The sequence below is a fragment of the Neotabrizicola paludis genome, assembly GCF_044142105.1.
Lineage (GTDB): Bacteria > Pseudomonadota > Alphaproteobacteria > Rhodobacterales > Rhodobacteraceae > Pseudogemmobacter.
On record NZ_JBGTYM010000010.1, the window covers coordinates 77,951 to 97,683 of the forward strand.

Annotated in this window: 30 protein-coding genes; 25 read left to right on the top strand and 5 right to left on the bottom strand. The window is 61.8% G+C overall.

The annotated features are described in order from the left end of the window. Positions 1-17 precede the first annotated feature (17 nt). On the bottom strand, positions 18-533 hold the full coding sequence (locus ACED67_RS18710) for a hypothetical protein (RefSeq protein WP_395543239.1): 516 nt from the start codon (positions 531-533) through the stop codon (positions 18-20). A 40-nt stretch (positions 534-573) separates the two neighbouring features. Continuing rightward, positions 574-750 (bottom strand): hypothetical protein, encoded by a 177-nt coding sequence (locus tag ACED67_RS18715; protein ID WP_395543240.1) that lies wholly within the window; start codon positions 748-750, stop codon positions 574-576. Between the two features lie 221 nt (positions 751-971). Between ACED67_RS18715 and ACED67_RS18720 the strand changes: the two genes are divergently transcribed. Next, positions 972-1,124, top strand: a complete 153-nt coding sequence (locus ACED67_RS18720) for a hypothetical protein (RefSeq protein WP_395543241.1) — start codon at positions 972-974, stop codon at positions 1,122-1,124. A 54-nt stretch (positions 1,125-1,178) separates the two neighbouring features. On the opposite strand, the gene ACED67_RS18725 is transcribed toward ACED67_RS18720, so the two are convergent. The 3 genes from ACED67_RS18725 to ACED67_RS18735 form a co-directional block, all read right to left on the bottom strand. Further along, complete coding sequence (locus ACED67_RS18725; RefSeq protein ID WP_395543242.1) at positions 1,179-1,466, bottom strand: hypothetical protein; 288 nt, start codon at positions 1,464-1,466, stop codon at positions 1,179-1,181. Further along, on the bottom strand, positions 1,463-1,744 hold the full coding sequence (locus ACED67_RS18730) for a hypothetical protein (protein ID WP_395543243.1): 282 nt from the start codon (positions 1,742-1,744) through the stop codon (positions 1,463-1,465). The genes ACED67_RS18725 and ACED67_RS18730 overlap by 4 nt, the downstream gene beginning before the upstream one ends. A gap of 312 nt (positions 1,745-2,056) precedes the next feature. Further along, positions 2,057-2,602, bottom strand: coding sequence for a helix-turn-helix domain-containing protein (locus ACED67_RS18735; protein WP_395543244.1), 546 nt, complete (start codon positions 2,600-2,602; stop codon positions 2,057-2,059). Between the two features lie 77 nt (positions 2,603-2,679). Here ACED67_RS18735 and ACED67_RS18740 point away from each other — a divergent pair, with 77 nt between their 5' ends. The 24 genes from ACED67_RS18740 to ACED67_RS18855 all read left to right on the top strand — a co-directional run bounded on the left by ACED67_RS18740 (position 2,680) and on the right by ACED67_RS18855 (position 19,694). Further along, positions 2,680-3,012, top strand: a complete 333-nt coding sequence (locus tag ACED67_RS18740) for a hypothetical protein (protein WP_395543245.1) — start codon at positions 2,680-2,682, stop codon at positions 3,010-3,012. Continuing rightward, positions 3,009-3,644, top strand: coding sequence for a hypothetical protein (locus ACED67_RS18745; protein ID WP_395543246.1), 636 nt, complete (start codon positions 3,009-3,011; stop codon positions 3,642-3,644). Before ACED67_RS18740 ends, ACED67_RS18745 begins: the two co-directional genes overlap by 4 nt. 111 nt (positions 3,645-3,755) lie before the next feature. Then, positions 3,756-3,992, top strand: a complete 237-nt coding sequence (locus tag ACED67_RS18750; protein WP_395543247.1) for a hypothetical protein — start codon at positions 3,756-3,758, stop codon at positions 3,990-3,992. A gap of 10 nt (positions 3,993-4,002) precedes the next feature. Continuing rightward, the gene (locus tag ACED67_RS18755; protein WP_395543248.1) at positions 4,003-4,443 is read left to right on the top strand and encodes a RuvC family protein; all 441 of its coding nucleotides are present in this window, start codon (positions 4,003-4,005) and stop codon (positions 4,441-4,443) included. A 102-nt stretch (positions 4,444-4,545) separates the two neighbouring features. After that, on the top strand, positions 4,546-5,379 hold the full coding sequence (locus ACED67_RS18760; protein ID WP_395543249.1) for an ATP-binding protein: 834 nt from the start codon (positions 4,546-4,548) through the stop codon (positions 5,377-5,379). 10 nt (positions 5,380-5,389) lie between these two features. After that, complete coding sequence (locus ACED67_RS18765; RefSeq protein WP_395543250.1) at positions 5,390-5,995, top strand: hypothetical protein; 606 nt, start codon at positions 5,390-5,392, stop codon at positions 5,993-5,995. 340 nt (positions 5,996-6,335) lie between these two features. After that, on the top strand, positions 6,336-6,548 hold the full coding sequence (locus tag ACED67_RS18770; protein WP_395543251.1) for a DUF6511 domain-containing protein: 213 nt from the start codon (positions 6,336-6,338) through the stop codon (positions 6,546-6,548). Continuing rightward, positions 6,545-7,267: a hypothetical protein gene (locus tag ACED67_RS18775; protein ID WP_395543252.1), complete on the top strand. Its 723-nt coding sequence runs from the start codon at positions 6,545-6,547 to the stop codon at positions 7,265-7,267. Before ACED67_RS18770 ends, ACED67_RS18775 begins: the two co-directional genes overlap by 4 nt. 131 nt (positions 7,268-7,398) lie before the next feature. Continuing rightward, on the top strand, positions 7,399-9,252 hold the full coding sequence (locus tag ACED67_RS18780; protein ID WP_395543253.1) for an AAA family ATPase: 1,854 nt from the start codon (positions 7,399-7,401) through the stop codon (positions 9,250-9,252). Positions 9,253-9,488: 236 nt separating this feature from the next. Then, positions 9,489-9,902 carry a hypothetical protein gene (locus ACED67_RS18785; protein WP_395543254.1) on the top strand — a complete coding sequence of 138 codons (414 nt, stop codon included), beginning with the start codon at positions 9,489-9,491 and terminating at the stop codon, positions 9,900-9,902. Further along, positions 9,899-10,585 carry a DNA-methyltransferase gene (locus ACED67_RS18790; RefSeq protein WP_395543255.1) on the top strand — a complete coding sequence of 229 codons (687 nt, stop codon included), beginning with the start codon at positions 9,899-9,901 and terminating at the stop codon, positions 10,583-10,585. The genes ACED67_RS18785 and ACED67_RS18790 overlap by 4 nt, the downstream gene beginning before the upstream one ends. Continuing rightward, positions 10,582-10,773: a DUF7220 family protein gene (locus ACED67_RS18795; RefSeq protein ID WP_395543256.1), complete on the top strand. Its 192-nt coding sequence runs from the start codon at positions 10,582-10,584 to the stop codon at positions 10,771-10,773. The genes ACED67_RS18790 and ACED67_RS18795 overlap by 4 nt, the downstream gene beginning before the upstream one ends. Further along, positions 10,770-11,117: a hypothetical protein gene (locus tag ACED67_RS18800; protein ID WP_395543257.1), complete on the top strand. Its 348-nt coding sequence runs from the start codon at positions 10,770-10,772 to the stop codon at positions 11,115-11,117. Before ACED67_RS18795 ends, ACED67_RS18800 begins: the two co-directional genes overlap by 4 nt. Then, positions 11,114-11,701 (top strand): transcription termination/antitermination NusG family protein, encoded by a 588-nt coding sequence (locus tag ACED67_RS18805; protein WP_395543258.1) that lies wholly within the window; start codon positions 11,114-11,116, stop codon positions 11,699-11,701. The genes ACED67_RS18800 and ACED67_RS18805 overlap by 4 nt, the downstream gene beginning before the upstream one ends. An 824-nt stretch (positions 11,702-12,525) precedes the next feature. After that, positions 12,526-12,720 carry a hypothetical protein gene (locus ACED67_RS18810; protein WP_395543259.1) on the top strand — a complete coding sequence of 65 codons (195 nt, stop codon included), beginning with the start codon at positions 12,526-12,528 and terminating at the stop codon, positions 12,718-12,720. A 12-nt stretch (positions 12,721-12,732) separates the two neighbouring features. Further along, positions 12,733-13,143, top strand: a complete 411-nt coding sequence (locus ACED67_RS18815) for a hypothetical protein (RefSeq protein WP_395543260.1) — start codon at positions 12,733-12,735, stop codon at positions 13,141-13,143. Next, a complete protein-coding gene (locus tag ACED67_RS18820) occupies positions 13,143-13,391 on the top strand; it encodes a spike base protein, RCAP_Rcc01079 family (protein ID WP_395543261.1) in 249 nt (82 codons plus the stop codon). Before ACED67_RS18815 ends, ACED67_RS18820 begins: the two co-directional genes overlap by 1 nt. Then, on the top strand, positions 13,388-13,714 hold the full coding sequence (locus ACED67_RS18825; protein WP_395543262.1) for an HNH endonuclease: 327 nt from the start codon (positions 13,388-13,390) through the stop codon (positions 13,712-13,714). Before ACED67_RS18820 ends, ACED67_RS18825 begins: the two co-directional genes overlap by 4 nt. Before the next feature lie 103 nt (positions 13,715-13,817). Next, positions 13,818-14,279, top strand: coding sequence for a phage terminase small subunit, hendrixvirinae-type (locus tag ACED67_RS18830; RefSeq protein WP_395543263.1), 462 nt, complete (start codon positions 13,818-13,820; stop codon positions 14,277-14,279). A gap of 74 nt (positions 14,280-14,353) precedes the next feature. Next, positions 14,354-15,844: a terminase large subunit gene (locus ACED67_RS18835; protein WP_395543264.1), complete on the top strand. Its 1,491-nt coding sequence runs from the start codon at positions 14,354-14,356 to the stop codon at positions 15,842-15,844. A 7-nt stretch (positions 15,845-15,851) separates the two neighbouring features. Further along, the gene (locus ACED67_RS18840) at positions 15,852-17,102 is read left to right on the top strand and encodes a phage portal protein (protein WP_395543265.1); all 1,251 of its coding nucleotides are present in this window, start codon (positions 15,852-15,854) and stop codon (positions 17,100-17,102) included. Further along, positions 17,065-17,919 carry a head maturation protease, ClpP-related gene (locus ACED67_RS18845; protein WP_395543266.1) on the top strand — a complete coding sequence of 285 codons (855 nt, stop codon included), beginning with the start codon at positions 17,065-17,067 and terminating at the stop codon, positions 17,917-17,919. The genes ACED67_RS18840 and ACED67_RS18845 overlap by 38 nt, the downstream gene beginning before the upstream one ends. Before the next feature lie 12 nt (positions 17,920-17,931). Continuing rightward, complete coding sequence (locus ACED67_RS18850) at positions 17,932-19,248, top strand: phage major capsid protein (protein ID WP_395543267.1); 1,317 nt, start codon at positions 17,932-17,934, stop codon at positions 19,246-19,248. A 59-nt stretch (positions 19,249-19,307) separates the two neighbouring features. After that, a complete protein-coding gene (locus ACED67_RS18855) occupies positions 19,308-19,694 on the top strand; it encodes a hypothetical protein (RefSeq protein ID WP_395543268.1) in 387 nt (128 codons plus the stop codon). Positions 19,695-19,733 lie beyond the last annotated feature (39 nt).

Consider the following 19,733-nt stretch of genomic DNA (forward strand, 5'->3'; position numbering starts at 1 on the left):
ATCTCCCGTGTGGACGATCAGTCGGCTTCGTCTTCGAACACTTCGACACCCCACAGCAGTTTGTGGAGGTGCCGGTGGTCGGCGCAGCCGTCCTCGATTTTGGTGCCGGTCCATCCACCGAACCCGGTTTCGACTTGCGACCAGTCGTATTCCTCGACATGTGCGCCCCGTCCGCTTTCGGACAGCCATTTGGCGGTGATCCGGCATTTGAGCGTGTTGAACAGCGCGACTGTCCATCCCCTCGGGTGGCTCCATGCGGTCTGGAAGGAGACGACCGTGTCGCCGCCGTCCTCAGCGATGATCGTGTCGCCATAGGCGTTCCACTTCGTACCCCATGTACTGCGTGCCGCGTCGAGGTGCGTACCGGGGAATGCCTCTTTATGTTGAACGCTGACGCTGCCGGGCCAGAAGTTCAGTGGGAGAGGCAGGAGGATGCCGAAATCGACGCACTGGTTTTCATCCAGCATGAGCGTCTTGGCCTTTTCGAGCGGCACCCCATGGAGCCGGATTTCGTTGATGACGTGGTTTGGCATCTGTCGTTCTCCCGTGTGGGTGGCCCCGTAGGGCCGGGGGTCAGGCGTTGCCGCGAAGCTTGTTAGAGCGGTCGAGCCAGAACTGGCCCTTTTCGAGATGACGCTGCGCCTTGGCGCTGTCGCCCTTGCCCGCCTCGTCAAGCTCGTTGAAAGCTGCGAGATGGAACGATCCGCGCTCGTCGGCGTCCGCGATCTTCTCTGCGAGGGTCTTGGCCATCTTCGTCTCCCGTGCCGCTGCTTGCGGCGTGTAGGGAGAACAATACAGTGCCAATTGGCACACTGCAAGATCAAAAAGTGCCATTAGGCACATAAATCTTCCACCCCGCCCCGATCCGCGCTAGAATCGGTGACATGACGTGCGCTCGGCGCTACTGTCAGGCCATGCCCAGGCGCGAGAAATCACCGCGTGAGAAGGCCGCCCGCGCACTGTGTGAGGCGATGGGCGGGTATCCGGATACGGTCAGGTCAGGGAAGAAGGTCTGGACCTATTACTTGGACGGGGCCGATCTGGTCCTGGTCGCGGCGCTGGGAGAGGATGCGTGGGCGGAACTGACGCGCGAGGATGATCCGCCGTCGTCGCGCTGGCCATGAAAAAGCCCGCCGGATGAGGGCGGGCTTGCAGTCGATTGCAGGTGTTTAGCCGGGTTAGCCCGGAAGAAGGTATTTGAAGATGCCCAGCAAGGCGGCCATGGCGGCGATAAGGCCCCATGCGCGATTGTGGACCCAATCCTTGTCCGGCAGCTTGGAAACATCATTCGCGACGCCAGCCACCTTCATGCCGACGTTCACCGTCTCGACCTTCAGCTCGTCAATGGACCCCTTCACCGAAGTAAAGGCGGTCTCAAGTGCAGCAACGCGCTTCTCCATGTCGTCACCTCCTGGAGGTTCGTCGCCATCGGGCCGCTTGGGGCGGAACGGGACGACAATGCTCATCTGCGTTCTATCCAATCACAAAACGGCGCAAGAAAAAACACTTCCACGAAGCCACAGTTATCGCATGTCTGAAAGAAGTTGTCCTTCCCCGGATCGGCACTCGCCCCGACCATGGGGATGAGAAACTCGGCTTCCGTCTGCGGTGCGGGCTTGTCAGACCATCCGAACTGGGCTTCCGTCTTACACTTGGGGCATGGCAGGTCTTTACCCAACCCTTTTTCTCTAAAGAAATCGTGAAAGTCGCGCAGGGTGACGCGCCTCATCTGCAACACGGCCATTGAACCCCCTTCGATCAATCTGCCCCGACGATCACACGCGCCGTGCCGATTCTGCAACCTTGCCTAGAATCCACCACTAGCCCTGTGGACAACCCGGCATCCCACAAAATAAGGGCTATTCGTTCCCGTTCTGTTCCGTGCTATCACCGGATTGCCAGGTGACGCTGATGCTCGGCCCCCAGCCTAGACGCTCCTTCGCCTTCCACCCTTGCGGCCTGCCAGCCGTGACATGTTTTGCAAGGGGGAAGACTATGAAGGAACTATTTGAAGAACTGGTGGAAGCTGACAGGCGAGGCGTGCTTCAGCAAGCTGTCAGCCTTGTTTCCGGGCGCGCTCCGCAAGAAGACCGCGCATCTGTGCTTCCAAGAGTTGCGTCTCTTCTGGCTGAAGCATCGCAAACAGATTTTGCGCCCGCTCTGACGGCGACACGTCCTGCTTCAGGATGAACTGGTTCACGGTCTTCCCATAGAACGCCGCGATCAGCATGGCATTCTCGACCGTGGTTGTGGATGCCTCGCGCTTCTTCAGCTTGTTGATCACATCACGGGACACGCCGGTGCGCGTGACCAGATCGGCGATGGTCGTCCCGTGGGCGTCCATGTGCCAGATCAAGGCGTTGCGAAAGTCATTTGCCATGCCGCGACTTAGAGTGCCAAACGGCACGTCGCTCAATGTGTCAATAGGCACTTGCGTATTGATGTGCCAATTGGCATACTGCCGGGCATGTCCACAATCCACGCCATCATCTCCGAACTGGAAGCCTACTGTGCCGCCACCGGCCTGTCCCCGGCTACCGTCTGCAACCGCGCCCGGAATAACGCCCGGCTTTATGACCGGCTGAAATCGAAGGCGCACCAACTCGACAAGGACGTTGATGGGTTGCGCGCCTGGATGCGGGCAAACCCTGCGCCCGCCGCCCCCACGGGGGCCTCGTCATGAGCGTGGTGGGCCGGTTTGCCTCTGCATCTTCGTCTCCTGTTAACCTTGATGAACAGGCTGGCGCAGAAAATGCGTATCCGAAACCCACAATTAATTGCGGAACGCGTATTGACCTATTGGCGATCCGTCGCGTGCTGCCGGACCTGTGGTCAGCCTTCCTGCGCCAGAACTTCCGCAGCGCCTACGAAGTGCAGGTGGTTTTCAGCGTCACCGAAAGCACGTCGCTGAACTGGTGGAACGGCAAGAACGCACCCCACGCATCCGCAGCGCTGGCCGTTGTCCACCGCTTCCCCGGCGCGCTCCAAGCCCTGATCGGAGAAGCGGCATGATCCAGCCGCTTGACCGATCCTTCGGTGGGTCACAGGCCGTCGCCACCTGCGATGACTGCGGGCACAGCCAATACGAGCGCGCCGATTACGAGCGCCTGTCTTCCGGCGCGTGGCAGGTGAACGAGGGACAGGTGATCCACCGTCTGACCAAGAGTGGCTGGTCGAACGTCAAAGGCAAGCTGCGCTGCATGGCCTGCGAACTCAAGCGCAAGGCCGAACTCTCCGAGAAAGGGCAGAAGCATATGGGCGACAACGTGACCGAACTTCGCCAGCCAACGCGCGAGCAAAAACGCCAGATCGTCGAAATGCTGGGCGAGGTCTATTCGGTCGATAATGGCCGATACAAGGGCTGCGAAAGCGATGTGACCGTGGCTGAGGCTATCGGTGGCGGTTGCATGTTCGGCTGGGTGGCCCAGGTCCGTGAGGATTTGTTCGGCCCGGACGGACGGAACGAAGAAGCCGAAACGCTGCTGGCAGACATTCGGCAATGGCGCGAGACCGCCGACGCCCTGTCGGTGCAGGTTCACGCCTCGCTCAAGAAGTTTGATGAGGCCCGCGACAAGGTTCTGGCCTTGGAGAAGCGGCTCGATGTGGTTCTCAAGGCGGCAGGCCCGCGCGCGAGGTCCGCATGAACCTCCCCGCCGCACACCTGCCTCTCCCGTCTGACCGTGCGGCGCAACTCCGGGCAGCGCGGGCAATCGCCCCGGCCCGGCTTTCTATTCGCGACTGAAAAGGAGTCTCTTATGGGCAGATCATGCTCACGCGCCGATGACGAAGCCCTTCTCGACATGCTGGCAGCCCGCAGTTCTGGCGTGTCCAGCTACGACATTGGCCGCCAGATCGGCATGACCGGCGAAGCCGTGCGCATCGCCACCAACCGCGTCCGCGAAGCCGACTTGGCCCAGAGCGGCGAGGCCGACGCCTGCTCCGCCTATTGGGACATCAGTTCCAGCCCCCGGCGCGCCAAGCGCGCTGCGTGAGGGGGAAGTTATGGCGATCATTTTGGGCATAGACCCAGGCATCAAGGGCGCGCTCGCCGTCTTCGACACGGCGGAGCAAAGCGTGGCCGTGCACGACATGCCCGACACGACCGTTGGCCTCGTCGATCTGATCGCCAACCTGCCGTCCATCCGCATCTGCGCCGTCGAAAAGCCGTTCTACCCCAAGATCATCGGCATGGCGAATGCCGCTAAGATCGCCATGGCCTACGGCAAGATCATCGCGCTTCTGACCCAGCGCGGAATTCCGACTGTCGAGGTGCGCCCCGCCGACTGGAAGGCGGCCCTGAACCTGGGCACGTCCAAATCCGCCAGCCGCGAACGCGCGACGCAGATTTTCCCCGGACAGTCCGACCTGTTCGCCCGCGCCAAGGATGACGGGCGGGCCGAAGCGGCGCTGATCGCCTGGTACGCGCTGAGGTGGGCCAAGTGACCGAATAGAGGCACCGCTGCGGCGCAAGCCGCAAGGACCGCTCCTCCTGGCAGGCGGTGCCTCTCCCCAAACGCCAAACGGAGCAGAGCCAATGGAGCAAGCATGGCCCTGAACATCATCAAGGCATCCGAAAGGATGAAGGAACGCGGCGGTATCAAAGCCGTCATTCTCGGCCCGTCCGGCACGGGCAAAACCACGTTGCTCAAGACGCTGCCCGAGGAAGGGACGCTGTTCTTCGATCTGGAAGCGGGCGATCTTGCCGTGGAAAGCTGGCAGGGCGACGCGATCCGGCCCCGGACGTGGGAAGACTGCCGGAACCTCGCCGCGCTGATCGGCGGGCCCAACCCGGCACTGCGCGATGATCAGCCCTACAGCGCGGCTCACTTCGCCTTCGCGAACAAGGACGGCATGGCGGAGGCCTTCGCCAGCTATCACACTATCTTCATCGACAGTATCACCGTCGCCGGTCGCCTGTGCTTCCAGTGGGCCAGCGGCCAGCCTGAGGCGTTCTCGGAAAAAACTGGCAAGCCCGACACGCGCGGGGCCTATGGCCTGCACGGGCGCGAAATGCTGGCATGGCTTTCGCACCTGCAACACATCCGGGATCGCAACATCGTCTTCGTCGGCATCCTTGACGAGAAGGAAGACGACTACGGGCGCAAGCAATGGGTGCCGCAGATCGACGGGTCCAAGGTCGGGCGCGAACTGCCTGGCATCGTGGATCAGGTGATCACAATGCAGACGCTCTCGACCGACGAGGGCCTGCAATACCGCGCCTTGATCTGCACGTCCCCGAACCCGTGGAACTACCCGGCCAAGGATCGGTCGGGTCGTCTCGATCAGATCGAGAAACCGCACCTTGGCGAACTGTTCGCCAAGATCAAGCAGGGCAAGCGTCACGATGCCCTGGAAACCGCAATCCCCACCGCAGCCTAAGGAGCAAGACATGGGCAATAACTGGAATGACTTTTCTGACGCTGAAGAACATATCGATCGGACAGGCCTGATCCCCGTAGGAACGTTGGCCAAGGTTCGCCTGAAGATCAAGCCTGGTGGCTATGACGATCCGTCGAATGGTTGGACTGGCGGCCTCGCAACTCGCAGTGACTCGTCCGGCTCAGTTTACCTGAGCCCTGAATTCACAGTCATTGGTGGGCATTACAACAAGAGAAAAATCTGGAAGGCCCTGATCGGCCTCTACAGTCCCAAGGGTCCAGAATGGGGCAATAGCGGGCGGTCCTTCATCCGCGCGATGCTCGAAAGCGCACGTGGCATTAATCCGAAAGATGCCAGTGACAAGGCGCGTCAGGCACGTCAAATCAGCAGCCTTTCGGACCTGGATGGCTTGGAGTTCATCGCCAAGATCGGGGTCGAGAAGGGCAGCGATGGATACGACGATTCCAATGCGATCCAGACTGTGATCCTGCCTGGCCACAAGGACTATGCTGGACTGATGGATGGCACCGGCACCTTTACCTCCGTCGGGCAGGCCGCAGCCAACGTGGCGGCTCAGGCGTCCAAGGCCGCGGGCAAACCCGCATGGATGGACTGACTAGGGGGATGCGAAAGCACCCCCCTAACCCTGCTGACGAAGCAGACGCCCAAGCCCTCGACGCAGCCGTCCAAAGCATCATCGAAGGGCCTCTGAGCGGGTGGGACCATACCCGCCCGCTCGGCAGTCTGAACAGGGCCGATCTTCGGAAACTGGCTGATGCAGCCCTCACGGGCTGGATCCTCAAACGAGCAGAGCTGGCGAAGTGTGGAAATCAGAGCATCGCGGACGAGATGTGTTCTGCATTTATTGCGGAAGCAATCTAGGACCGAAGCCTTTCAAGGGCAAAGCGCCCAACATCTACACCGCCTGCGGATGCTTCCCGAAACCGGAGCAACCGATGCGACTACCGAACCAACAAGAGAAGATCACCGCCATTCTCGATGCCCGCGCCGATGTCGCGGCCTACCTCGAGCGGATTGGAAAGATGGAGGTCTTCGCCAATTTCACCAAGGACGAAATCTGCGGCCTGATCCGGGCCGCGCAAGAGGGCGTTCAGGCAAGCCTTCACCGGCAGATGGGCGATGCCCTCAATGACGAGGTGCCGTTTTGACCCTCGACTTCAACCACCGGACCACCCCGGCCCAGGACTTTGTCGCCATGATCGACAAGGCGATGCAAGAAAGACAGGAGGCGCGCCGGTCGTATCTCGGCGCGTCTTCCATTGGCGAACCCTGCGCCCGGCAACTGCAATACAGCTTCCTGGGCGCGACGCCGAACGAAGGCAGCGGGTTCAGCGGCAGGACGAAGCGCATCTTCCATCGCGGCCATCAGGGCGAAGAATGGATGATCGAATGGATCAGGGCCGCAGGCTTCACCTTGAAGACCGAGGCGCGCGGCCAGCAATTCGGCTTTGAGGATTGCGACGGGCGCTTCAAGGGCCATGTGGACGGCGTGATCGTCGCCGGGCCGGGTGGTCTGAAATTTCCGGCCCTCTGGGAAAACAAGGTGCTTGGGGCCAAGGGTTTCGCGCAGCTTGTCAAGCACGGCGTTGCCAAGGCCTATCCCAAGTATGCCGCACAGGTGGCCGTCTATCAGGCCTATATGCAGCTTGCCGAAAATCCGGCGATCTTCACAGCCCTGAACGCCGACACCATGGAAATCCATGCTGAGGCGGTGCCGTTCGATCAGGCGTTGGCGCAAGAGTGCATCGACAAGGCCGCGCGCATCCTGACCGCCAGCGACCACGGCGAAACGCTGCCCCGTGCCGCCGACGCCCCGGACAGCTTCACCTGCAAATTCTGCGCGTTCACGGGTGTCTGCTGGCAATGACATGGTTCGACTTCAACAGCGCGCCAGCGCAAAGCCCGCCAACGCGGGCGCCAGACCCATCCTGGGCCGCGCCAGAGACCTTTGACCGCGACGAGGTCAGAGACTCGCTCCTGCGCCAGCTAGAGAGCGTCTTGGGCTATCTCTACCCCAACGGGTTCTCCGACCCGAAGGGCCAGACATTCTATGTCGGCAATATCGGCGGGGATGCGGGCGAAAGTCTGAATGTCGTGTTGACCGGCCCGCGTGCAGGACTGTGGCATGACTTCGCCACGGCGGATGGCGGCGACATATTCGACCTGTGGCAAGCCGCCCGTGGCCTGCCATCGTTCCGCGAAACCATCCGTGACGCTGGCCTTTACAGCGGGGCTGCGTCCACCACCCCCAAGCGGATGCCCAAGCGCAAGCAGCCAAGCGGGGGAGAGGCTTGGGGCGCGCCTGTCGCGACCTATCGCTACACCGACGCCATGGGAAACATCGTGGCAGAGGTGGAGCGTTTCGAGTGGGAGAAGGACGGCAAGAAAGCCAAGGCTTTCCGGCCATGGGACGTAGCGACCCGCCGCCATCGCGCCCCGGAAACCCGGCCCCTCTACAACCTGCCGAACATCGCCACAGCCCCGGAAATCGTGGTCGTGGAAGGGGAGAAAGCGGCAGACGCCCTGATCGGGCAGAACATCGACGCCACCACCGCCATGGGCGGAGCGGCTGCCCCGCTCGAGAAGACCGACTGGTCCGTGGTAAGGGGCCGCCGCGTAGTGATCTGGCCCGACAATGACGCCCCAGGGCGTGCCTATGCTGATCGGCTGAAAACCTATCTCGAGGCGCAAGGCGCGCAGGACGTGACAATCTTGTCCGTGCCAGCCAATCGCCCGGAGAAATGGGACGCCGCCGACGCGGAAGACGAAGACCTTGGCGCATTGATCCGGGCTATGCGGTCGGTGCCGGTCGAGACTTCCTCGCGCCTCAAGCTGGAAAACTGGTCAAACCTGCAAGACGTGGCTGTGCAATGGCTGGTGCGCGATCTGATCCCACAAGGGGCTATGGCCGCGCTCTACGGCAAGCCGGGCAGCTACAAGAGCTTCGTTGCGCTCTACATCGCCGCCATGGTTGCAAACGGCGCGGATTGCTTCATGCGACCAACCCGGCGCGGAGCCGTGGTCTATGTCATGGGAGAGGGCGGGGCAGGGGCCTACCGCCGCGCCAAGGCCCTGCAAGAGTATCACGGCATCGCCGCGCCTGAGGTCTATTTCCTGCGCTCTGCCCTGAACCTGCGCAGCAACACCGACGATGCCAATGCCCTGATCGCCGCCATTGGCGACACGGGCACAAGCCCGGCCCTCGTCGTGATCGACACGCTGGCCCGGAACTTCGGCGGCGGGAATGAAAACTCGTCCGAAGACATGGGCGCGTTCATCGGCGTGATCGGGCACCTGCAAGAAACGCTCGGCTGCGCCGTCCTTCTGGTTCACCACAGCGGCAAGGACGAAGCCAAGGGGATGCGGGGCCACAGCAGCCTTTTCGGGGCCGTGGATACTGAACTCGAGGTGGTCAAGATCAGCGAAGAAGACGACCCGCGCCGCATCGGCGAGATGACCGTCACCAAGCAGAAAGACGGCGATGACGGGTTCAAGCTGAACTACGAAATGCACCTGATCGAAATCGGCCCGGAGCGCACGTCCCTCGCGCTCGAGCCGGTGGAGGGCGACTTCCGCAAGGCGCAGGAACTCAAGCCAACCGCGCGCCAGTATCTCGACTACATCACCGCGTTCTTCGCGGAGCCGGGCAGCTATCAGGTTTACCCGCCAATGCCCGGCATGCCAGCCATGCGGACAGCCAAGCTGGACGCTGTGCGTCAGTGGTGCCGGAAGGCTGACGGGGTGGAAGAAGGACAAGAAGCGGCTCAGCGTCAGCGCTGGTCACGCACAGTCAAAGAGCTTCGGGACGCCGGAAAAATTGGCATCTGGGATGATAAGCTTTGGCTCCTATGACCCGTGACATTTGTGACATTGAGGGCCTTGTGACATGTCACAATGTCACAAAGTCACAAGCTAAGTGCATGAAAATGCTGAGTTTTGCTTGTGACATGAACATTTGTGACATGACTGCGTGTCACAAGAAAAACCATGAAAAATCAACACCTTACGTTGTGACATTTGTGACCCCCCTACGGGGGGTGACACCGCTAGGCGCTATGTCACAGCCCGGAACAGTCAGGAGACGCCGCATGAACCCCCGCACCCACGCCGAAGCCCGCGCCCTGCCTCCTGAGACGCTGGCCGCCATCGAAAACGCCGCCATGTGGCAGGCCATGGGCCATCAGGGCTATGCCGACTCCTGGCTGCGCCGCGCTGGCATTAAGCCCAAGGACACACCCGTCCGGGCTAACCCCATGGCCGTCACGGCGCTGGAGCAGGCCCGCAAGATGCGCATGGCGGGCCACCAAGCGAAGCTGGACGCCTGCCTCGCCGCCATCACCGGCGAACACCTGACCCGCGACATTGCCGATCGGCTGGGCTGGGACATGGAGCGCACCGACACGTTTCTGCGCAGCCTGCACCGCGAAGGGTTGGTCGAGGTGCGCAAGCACAAGGGCAAATGCCTGTGGTCGCAGGCCGTCGCAAAGGGGGATGCAGCATGATCATCCGCGAAGAACGCATCGGCGGGCAACGGCTGATCCTGGGGGATTGCCTTGCCGTGATGCCTACGCTGGGGCGGTTCGATGCCTGCCTGACGGACCCGCCTTATGGGCTGGGGGAAGTCTTAGTGAAGGGCGGTCGCGGCGGGTCGTTTGAGCGGCTGATTGCCGCCAATTCGGCCAAGTGGGACTTTGTCCCTGATGAAGCGTTCTTCTCGGCGCTTCTCGCTGGCAGCGATGCACAGATTATCTGGGGCGGCAACTTCATGCCACTGCCGCCGACAAGGAAGCCGCTTTGCTGGGATAAGGTGCGCCCAAACCAGAAGAACCTTTCCGAATGGGAAATGGCGTGGACTAGCTTGGTCGGCAGGGCACAGATGTTCAAGCACTGCGCCAATGGCGGTTTTGTTGCCCCCGAACCAAACGTCCATCCCACCCAAAAGCCTGTCGCCCTCATGGAATGGTGCTTGGGCTTCCTGCCCGACGCCAAGACCATCCTTGACCCCTTCATGGGCAGCGGCACCACCCTTGTCGCTTGCCAGCGCATGGGGCGCAGCGGAACAGGCATTGAACTGGACCCGGACTATTTCGACAAGGCCTGCCGCCGGGTGGACGAAGCCGCCCGCCAGCCTGATCTACTGATCCCCGCGCCACCACCGCCTCCCGTGCAAGGGAGCCTGCTATGAGCGCGCTTGAGGCATTGTGCAACGCGGCTGTCGGCCTTGTGGTAAGTTGGGCCGCGACATGGCTTGTGCTGGGCTACAGTCCAGCAGGCAGCGCCGCCGTAACGGCCATGTTCTTCGCGCTGTCCTTCACCCGTTCGCTGATCATCCGCGAGGCTTTCCGCCGCGCCACGAGGGAGGCTGGCCAATGAGCGACGAAATCGAATGGGGGCCGTGGATCGAGCATGACGGCAAGGGATGCCAACTGGCGGACGGAGAATTTGTTCACGGCGTGGAGGCTGACGGCGAGGAATGGATGGATTTTATCAAGAAACGTGAGAACGCGCCGGGAGAAGTGGACGTTTGGGATTGGGAGGATTGCGCCGGTAATTTTGGGTGGCATTTGCGCCTCATCCGCTACCGCATCCGCAAGCCCCGCAGCACCGCCATGGACCGGCTGGCCGAGATCGTCGCCAACCCTTCCACACCCATCACAGCCCCGGAAGGCCCCACGCGGGAAAAGGTGCCCGCCAACAACACGAGGGATCGAGCATGAGCTACTACATCGGCCAAATCCTTCCGCCGGTCATCACGCGCGGGGCTGTTGGCGATCTGATGCCAGAGCCGCTTTGGTTTGCCTTCACGACCCCACCACAGAAGGAACGCGCCGCTCTGGCGTGGCTCGAGCGCCGCGAGATTGAAGCCTGGTATCCGACGCAGACCAAATACCGCACCGTGCCGCGCGCCAAGGTCAAGCGCCAGAAATACGAAGCCGTGGTCGTGCCGCGCTACATCTTCGCCCGCTTCACCGGCTATCCGCAGTGGGACATTCTGCGGACCTGCAAGCACCTATCTGGCGTGGTCAGCTACGAAGACCACCCGGCGCCGATCAGCGACACGACCCTGATGCAGATGGCCGCCGTTCCTCAGCGGCTTGAGGAAATACGCGAACGCGAGACGGAGCGCCGCCGCATCCGGCCCGGCGACAAGGCCAAGGTCAAGGATGGCCCGCTTGAGGGATGGCTGGTGGACGTGCAGACCGTTCACGCCGGGCTTGCCAGCTTCATCGTGCCACTTCTGGGCGAACGAGAGACCCACATATCGGTTGACCGGCTTTCTCGCATACCTCCGCTTGCGTGATGGGCCGCAATGCGTTACCTTGCCCACAACCCGGATGAGATGCCACCGGATCGCGCGCCCGCCATATGGGCCTCCGCAGGGCAAGTGTATGGCCCGAACCACCCGCGCCAATGCGGGTGCGTAAGCCATTCCAGGGGACACGGCGCGCGGGCCGATAACCGCGATACCGCTTTCTGGCGGGTGCATCGATAGTCCAGCCATGAAAATTGGTGCGGGTGCAACTCCCGCGGATGCATCCACCAGAGCGCGGATGGTTCGTTAATGCGGCTGTGGATGATCCCCACGGCGAGGTCGGGGCGGTGTAACCGCATAACCTTGGCAACCCGGAACCATCAGACTGTGCACGGTCGTCCCGCGCTCACCTTGTATTGCGGCCAACCTATCCACGGGCTGCACCCTGACGCCGCAGGGTTATTAGATCGGCACCCCACACCCGCCCGCACCTCTCAGCGGCCAAGCGCACAGCCGCAACATCGCCTGCCTGCCCCCAAGGGTCAACGCAGCGCGCAAGCGGGGTCATGTATCTGCGAAGGCCGGAAGGCGCGTCTTGAACGTTCACAAATGTTCCGCGAAAATCGCTTCATGTCGAAGCGCGGAATGTACACATACCTCTTCTGCAGCTGCGGCCACAGCGCCGAACTGTATCACCCTGACCTGCCGCCCGAATGGCTGAACGGCGGATCGGTGCGCCGAGACATTCTCGACCGGCTCGTCTGCAAGGCATGCGGCAAGCGTGGCGCGCCAGATATCCGCATAGGCTGGTCATGTGGGATTGACAGGCCATGGGGCAGCTACTGACGCTTTGAGATCAACAGGAGGCCGCTATGGCTGATAACGCTTCTCTCACGATCAGCGTTGACACTTCTAGCCTCAAGGACGCTCTGAAGCTGCTTGAGGATATTGCCTGGTCTCTGAAGGCAATCGCGTTACAGGCCCGTCAGCCCTTGGAGATCGACGTGGGGGGCGTGATCAAGGCAATCAAAGACGATGCCAAGTGCGGCATTGAAATCATCACCTGATCGGAAATCATCATGGCTGATCTGACCATCACCGCCGCCAATGTGGTTGCGGGATCGAACGCACGCACCGAGCATGGCATTGCCGGTGCGACCATCACGGCAGGGCAAGCCGTAGTCTTCAACACCGCGACCAAGCGCTGGGTTCTCGCCGACGCTGACCACGCGACCGCAGCCCTGCGTATCGCTGGTGGCATCGCCCTGAACGGCGCAAGCAGCGGCCAGCCCATCACGGTCCAGAGAAGCGGCCCCATCACCATCGGCGCAACCATGACCGCAGGCGCGGCCTATTACCTGTCCGGCACGCCTGGTGGCATCTGTCCCGTGGCTGATGTGGGCGCAGGCGAGAACGTCTGTCTCCTGGGCCTCGCCGCATCCGCGACCGTGCTGAACCTCGATATCCAGAACCCTGGAGTGACCAACTGATGGCCGACGCATTCGAAGGATATGCGGCTGGCCTGGACAGCCCCGCAACTCGACATGCCGCCTTGTCTGTGACGGGGGCAGATATCGATCCTCGCCCGCGCGGCATCTATTGCAAAGCGGCAGGCACGATCAGCGTGAGCGACGGGACTACCGCGCTGGACTATGACATGGTGGCGGGCGATGTACTGCCATTCCGTGGCAAGCGGATCACTGCCATTGCCAGCGGCACTTTCTACGCTTGGTGGTGAGCAAGCCAAGCGGTGGGTGGCGTGGGCAGAAAGGCACGCGACACCAACGTGGCTATGACGCGGCCTGGGGCCGTCTGCGTCTGACCATCCTCGCAAGGGACAATCACCTCTGCCAGCTATGCCTTGAGGCGGGCAGGGTGACGCCGGCAAGGACAGTAGACCACAGGGTGCCTAAGGCCCAAGGCGGCACAGACGAGCCGGATAACCTGCGGTCAATCTGCGATGATCACCACGCAGCCAAGACCACCAGAGAAGGCCACGATGCTAGGGGCCACAAGGCAGTGCGCATCGTCGGGCCGGATGGATACCCAATAGAGGGCTGACCCGCCACCGCTGCACTTCGGCAGGGGGGGCATCGAAAGTCAGGGCTAGGGGGCCGGGGACCGGCGCGGGGAGGCTTCTTCGTCCGCTAACACAGGAATTCCGATGAGCAAGCGACAGCGCATTGATAGCGCGACGGCGGTAGTCGATGCGGCCCAAGCAGCGCAGCAGCAGATCGTGCCCCCGTCAAACGTCCCGCTGAACAGCGAGGACATGCCATTTTTCGCCAGTGTGATCGATGAATTCGCCCGCTCGGAATGGACTGCGCACCAGCTGGAGCTGGCGGCACTTTTGGCCCGCAAGATGCGAATGCTGCGCGACGAGTTGCAGAAGCTGGACGCTGAGGGCTTCACGGCTGTGTCGGCGAATGGCGCGCCATGCCAAAATCCGCGCCTTGGTGGGGTGCGGATGCTGGACACTTCGATCATGGCAACCCGGCGCAACTTGCAACTTCACGCGCGCGCAAAGGCTGGCGAAGCCCGCGACGTAGGCAAGCGGCGAGACGCGGCGAAGGGAATGGAAGGCGACGCCCGCGCCGGGGATGACCTGATTGCGAGGCCGAATTGACGAGGGGCGAAAGGATTATCGCCTTCATCGAGAGGTATCTCGCGGTTCCTGAGGGTCGCCATGTAGGCAAGCCGATGCGGCTTCTTGCATTTCAGAAGCGGTTCATTCTCGAGACATACGACAATCCGGTAGGGACGAGCCGAGCCTACCTGTCAATCGGCAGAAAGAACGGCAAGACGGCTTTGATCGCTTGCCTTCTTCTGGCGCATATCGTTGGGCCAGAAGCGCGGCTGAACAGTCAAATCATCAGTGGGGCGAAATCGAGGGAGCAAGCTGCCCTGGTTTTCAAGCTGGCGCAGAAGATGATTTATCTCTCGCCTGAGTTGAAGAAGCTGACGCACATCACGCCTTCGCAGAAGGCGATCATCGGCAAGGTGATGAACGTCGAGTATCGGGCCATTTCATCGGAGGCTGGCACTGCGCACGGCCTTTCGCCGGTCCTGGCAATTCTGGATGAAGTGGGACAGATCAAGGGGCCTCACGACGACTTTGTGGAGGCGATCACCACATCGCAGGGTGCGCATGACAACCCGCTCCTGATTGCCATTTCTACGCAGGCGGCGACGGATAACGACCTGTTCAGCCGATGGCTGGATGATGCCGCCAACAATGAAGACCCCCGGATCGTCAGCCATCTATATACCGCGCCTGCGGATTGCTCTGTTTCGGACCGGGAAGCATGGCGGGCTGCAAACCCGGCGATGGGCGATTTTCGGTCGGTTGAAGACATTGAAGACCTGGCGGCACGGGCTGACCGTTTGCCGGTCGAGGAAAACAGCTTCCGTTGGCTGTATCTGAACCAGAGGATCGAGGCGACTGCGCCTTTTATCAGTCGCGCAGTTTGGCAGGCATGTGCGACGCCTGTTGCGCCGCTTGCTGACGGGGCGGTCGTTTATGGCGGGTTGGACCTGTCGCAAGTGTCCGACCTTACGGCGCTCGTGCTGGTTTCGCCGCGCGCTTCCGGGCTTCTTGCCGGGCAGACAGCCGGGACGACATGGGATGTGTATCCGACTTTCTGGTTGCCAGGGCAGGGTTTGCGGGAGCGGGCGAAGGCGGATCGGGTTCCCTACGATATTTGGGAGTCCGAAGGCTATCTGAGGGCGACCGCAGGGCCGGTTGTGGACTACGCTTTCGTCGCGCATCACCTGTTCGAAGTCTGCCAGCGGTACGATGTGCGGAAGATTGCTTTCGACCGATGGAATTATGCGCATCTCAAGCCCCGACTGGCTGATGCCGGGTTCAGCCAAGATCAACTGGACGGCGACGATGCGATTTTCGAGCCGTTCGGGCAGGGGTTTGCCAGCATGTCGCCAGCCCTTTCGACGCTGGAAAGCGCCGTCCTGACTGAGTGTTTGGCCCACGGCGGGCACCCCGTTTTGACGATGTGTGCCTCCAATGCAGTGGTGCAGTCGGACCCGGCAGGAAATCGGAAGCTGGCCAAGAACAAGAGCCGTGGCCGGATAGACGGTGTGGTCGCGCTCGCGATGGCGATGAGCGTTGCCGGGACGTGGGAAGGTGATGACGGCCCGTCGGTCTATGAGGATCGCGGTCTCCTGGTGATCTGAGGTGCCGATGGGCTATCTAACCAATCTCGGCGCTGCGCTGGTGGGCAAGCGCCCGAAAGCCGAATTCGATCTGTCGAATATGACACCCGATCAGGTGTCGGAATTTCTGCGCATCGGCGGCAGCTACGAGACGGCTTCCGGCGTCTATGTCACGCCGCAGCAGGCGCTGAAGAACACGACGGTCATGCGGTGCGTCTCGCTGATTTCGTTCAGCATCGGCATGTTGCCGCTGCACCTTCTGGACAAAGAGTCGAAAGAAAAGCGATCTGATGTGCCGCTTTTCGATGTGCTGCACCGGAAGCCCAACTCGTGGCAGACCGCCTTTGAGTTTCGCGCGTTGATGCAGCAGCGGGCGCTGACCCATGGGGATGCCTTCGCCTTGATTGTGCGGGCTGGAAACCGCGTGGTTCAGTTGGTCCCGCTTGCGAATTCCGCAGTCACGGTAAAGCAGTCCGCTGACTGGTCCTTGGTCTATCAGGTCACGGTGAAAGAGGGCGCGCCTCGCACATTCCGGCAGGCTGACATCTTCCACCTTCGCTATGGGCTGTCGGACGATGGGTTCACCGGCCTGTCTCTGGTGCGACAGGCGGCAGAGGCAATCGGCTTGGCAATCCAATCTGAGCGGGCCTCAGCTCGCCTGTTTCAACGCGGCGTTCTGTCCAGTCTGACGCTTGAGCATCCGGGGAAGCTTTCGCCTGAGGCATTCGAGCGACTGAAGGAAAGCCTCGCGGCCAAAGAGGGCGCGGACAATGCCGGGAAGTCCTTCATCCTTGAGGAAGGGATGAAGCTTGGGAACGTTTCGGCGACGGGCAAGGACGCCCAAGCGGTCGAACAGCGCAAGCACCAGATCGAGGAAATCGCGCGACCGTTCGGCGTCCCGCGCCCCCTTCTAGGGGTGGATGACACGTCTTGGGGGTCTGGGATTGACGTTCTGGGTCAGTTCTTTGTCCGCTATGGCCTGAACCCTTGGTTTGAGGCCTGGCAGCAGGCGATTTCGCGCGACCTGATGACCGAGGCAGAGGCGAAGACGCTTGATGCCAAGTTCAACGCTGGCGGGCTTCTGCGCGGATCGATGAAGGATCAAGCGGAATTCTTCGCCACGGGTCTCGGGTCTGGCGGCCATCAGCCCTTCCTGGAAGTGGACGAAGTGCGCAGTTGGCTTGATCTGGGCCACAGCGACAACCTTCCCGCAATGCCGGGGCAGCAATCAGGAGGCGCGAATGTCGCTCCGCAAACTACCACAGCCGCAGGCGTTTGACCGCCCCAGCGGCTTTAGCTGGGATGCCCCGGCTGAAGCTCTTGGCCAATGGGCGGAAAAGCCGCAGGCGGCAGAAGCCGACGATCCCAACACGATTTCCATCTATGGCGCGATCGGCGAGGACTTCTGGGGAGAAGGCTTCACGGCAAAGCGCATGGCCGGCGCGCTTCGGTCTGTCGGCGCGAAGGATGTGACCGTCAACATCAACAGTCCGGGCGGCGATATGTTCGAAGGGTTGGCGATCTACAACCTTCTGCGGGAACACCCTGCCAAAGTGACAATCAAGATCATGGGCATCGCGGCTTCTGCGGCCTCTGCCATCGCCATGGCGGGCGATGAGGTTCTTATGGGGGCCGGGTCGGTGATGATGATCCACAATGCCTGGGGCCTCGTGATCGGCAACCGCCATGACTTCGCCGATGCGGCTTCCGTTTTCGAGACATTCGACCAGTCGCTTGCGGCGATTTACTCGGCCCGCACCGGAATGAAGGAAAAGGATATACTGGCCATGCTGGACGGCCCGACGCGGGCATCGGATGGAACCTACATGACCGCGACGGAAGCCATCGCAAAGGGCTTCGCAGACGGTGAATTCGAAGGCTCTGGCGATGCAGGGGCCAAGGCCAGCATCCCGACCGATATCCTTGCCCGTCGCCGCATGGAGGCGGCGTTGGCAAAGCAAGGCGTGGCCCGCAAGGAGCGCGCCGACATGATCAACAGTCTTTCGGGCCAGCGTGATGCAACCCGACCCGCCGCGCGCGATGCAGGCGAATTCGTGGCTGAGCTTGCTCAGTTTCTTTCCGCAATCCGGGCATAAGGGAGAAAACCAATGTCCATGCACCAAAAGACGCCCTTCCGGGGCGTTGCTTCCGTGCGCGCGGACGCCAGCGATCCTGCGGCGCTCGTGGGCCAGATCAAGACCGCCTTTGAGGAATTCAAGGCAGCGAACGACCAGCGCCTGAAGGCTCTGGAAGGCGGCAAGAGCGACCCCGTTCTTGACGAGAAGGTGGAGAAGATCAACGCTAGCATCACCGACATGCAGAAGGAGCTTGCGGACGTTGCGTCCAAGGCTGCTGCTGCGGTGCTGGGCGGTGGCGCTGGCGAAGATGGCATGGCGAAAGCCGCTGCCCAGTTCGCCAAGGAGCGCGAGGCCGATCTGTCCGTGGCTGAATACGGGGCCTATCGCGACGGCTTGCAGGTCTATATGCGCCGTGGCGGGAATACCCCGCGCGAAGTCATGGCGGCCATGTCGGTCGGTTCCGACCCCGATGGCGGCTATACCGTGACGCCCGACACTTCAGGTCGCATCATCAAGCGGGTCTATGAGACTTCGCCGATGCGGCAGGTTGCGTCGGTCACGACCATCGGCACCGATCGGCTGGAAGGCTTCAACGACCTGGGCGAAGGCACTGCCGGATGGGTCGGGGAAACCCAATCGCGCCCCGAGACGACCACGCCGCAACTCGGCAAGTGGGAAATCCCGGTGCACGAGATGTATGCCTTCCCGAAGGTCACCCAGAAGCTTCTGGATGACTCGATGTGGGATATCGAGGCGTGGCTGTCTGGCAAGGTGGCCGACAAGTTCGCCCGCACCGAGAATGCGGCGTTCTTGAACGGCGACGGCGTGCTGAAGCCCACGGGCCTGCTGACCTATCCGACCGCCGTGACCGCAGACGCAACGCGCGCCTGGGGCACCTTCCAGCACGTTCTCACTGGCACGGATGCCTCTTTTGGCACTTCGACCAACGGCGCGGACAAGCTGATTGATCTGGTCTATTCGGTGAAGGCGGCGCATCGCTCGAATGCCAACTTCATGATGGCCCGTTCGACGGTGGCGGCTGTGCGCAAGCTGAAAGACGGCCAAGGCAACTACCTCTGGGCGCCTTCGCTGCAATCCATGTCGGGCGGCGTGGTTCTGGGCTTCAACATCGTGGAGGCCGAGGACATGCCGGTGATCGCGGCGGACAGCCTGTCCATCGCTTTCGGCGATTTCGCGGAAGCCTATCAGATCGTTGACCGGATCGGCATTCGCGTGCTGCGCGATGCCCTGACCGACAAGCCCAAGATCGGCTTCTATACGACCAAGCGTGTCGGCGGCGCGGCCATCCACTTCGAGGCCGTCAAGTTCCTCAAGTTCGGCGACTGATCGCCATGACCGGGGCGGATGGTCTGCCCCGGCAACCACATCCACAGGAGTAACGCGCCATGCGTGACCTTGCTTCCAATCTCGGGGTGGTTTCTGCGGTCGTGCCGCAGGTTCTCACCGCGACCAACACCAGTTCGGCCATCGATCTTGCTGGCTTCGACAGTGCGGCTGTGCTGATCAATACCGGGGCCATCGTTTCCTCGGGCAACTTCACCCCGAAGCTGCAAGAAAGCGACACCACGACCTCGGGCGACTTCACGGACGTTGCAGCGGCTGATCTCGTCGGTTCCTTCCCGACCGCCCTTGCCGCCTCCACGGCCTACAAGGTCGGCTATATCGGGCGGAAACGCTATGTTCGCACGGTTCTCACCCTGAACAGCGGCACGTCGATTGCGGCCAGCGTTCAGATCGTCAAGGCCCGTGCGGCGCAGAAGCCGGTTGCCTGATGCCCCCTGTCCGCGTCACTCCACCCGCTACTCCGGTCG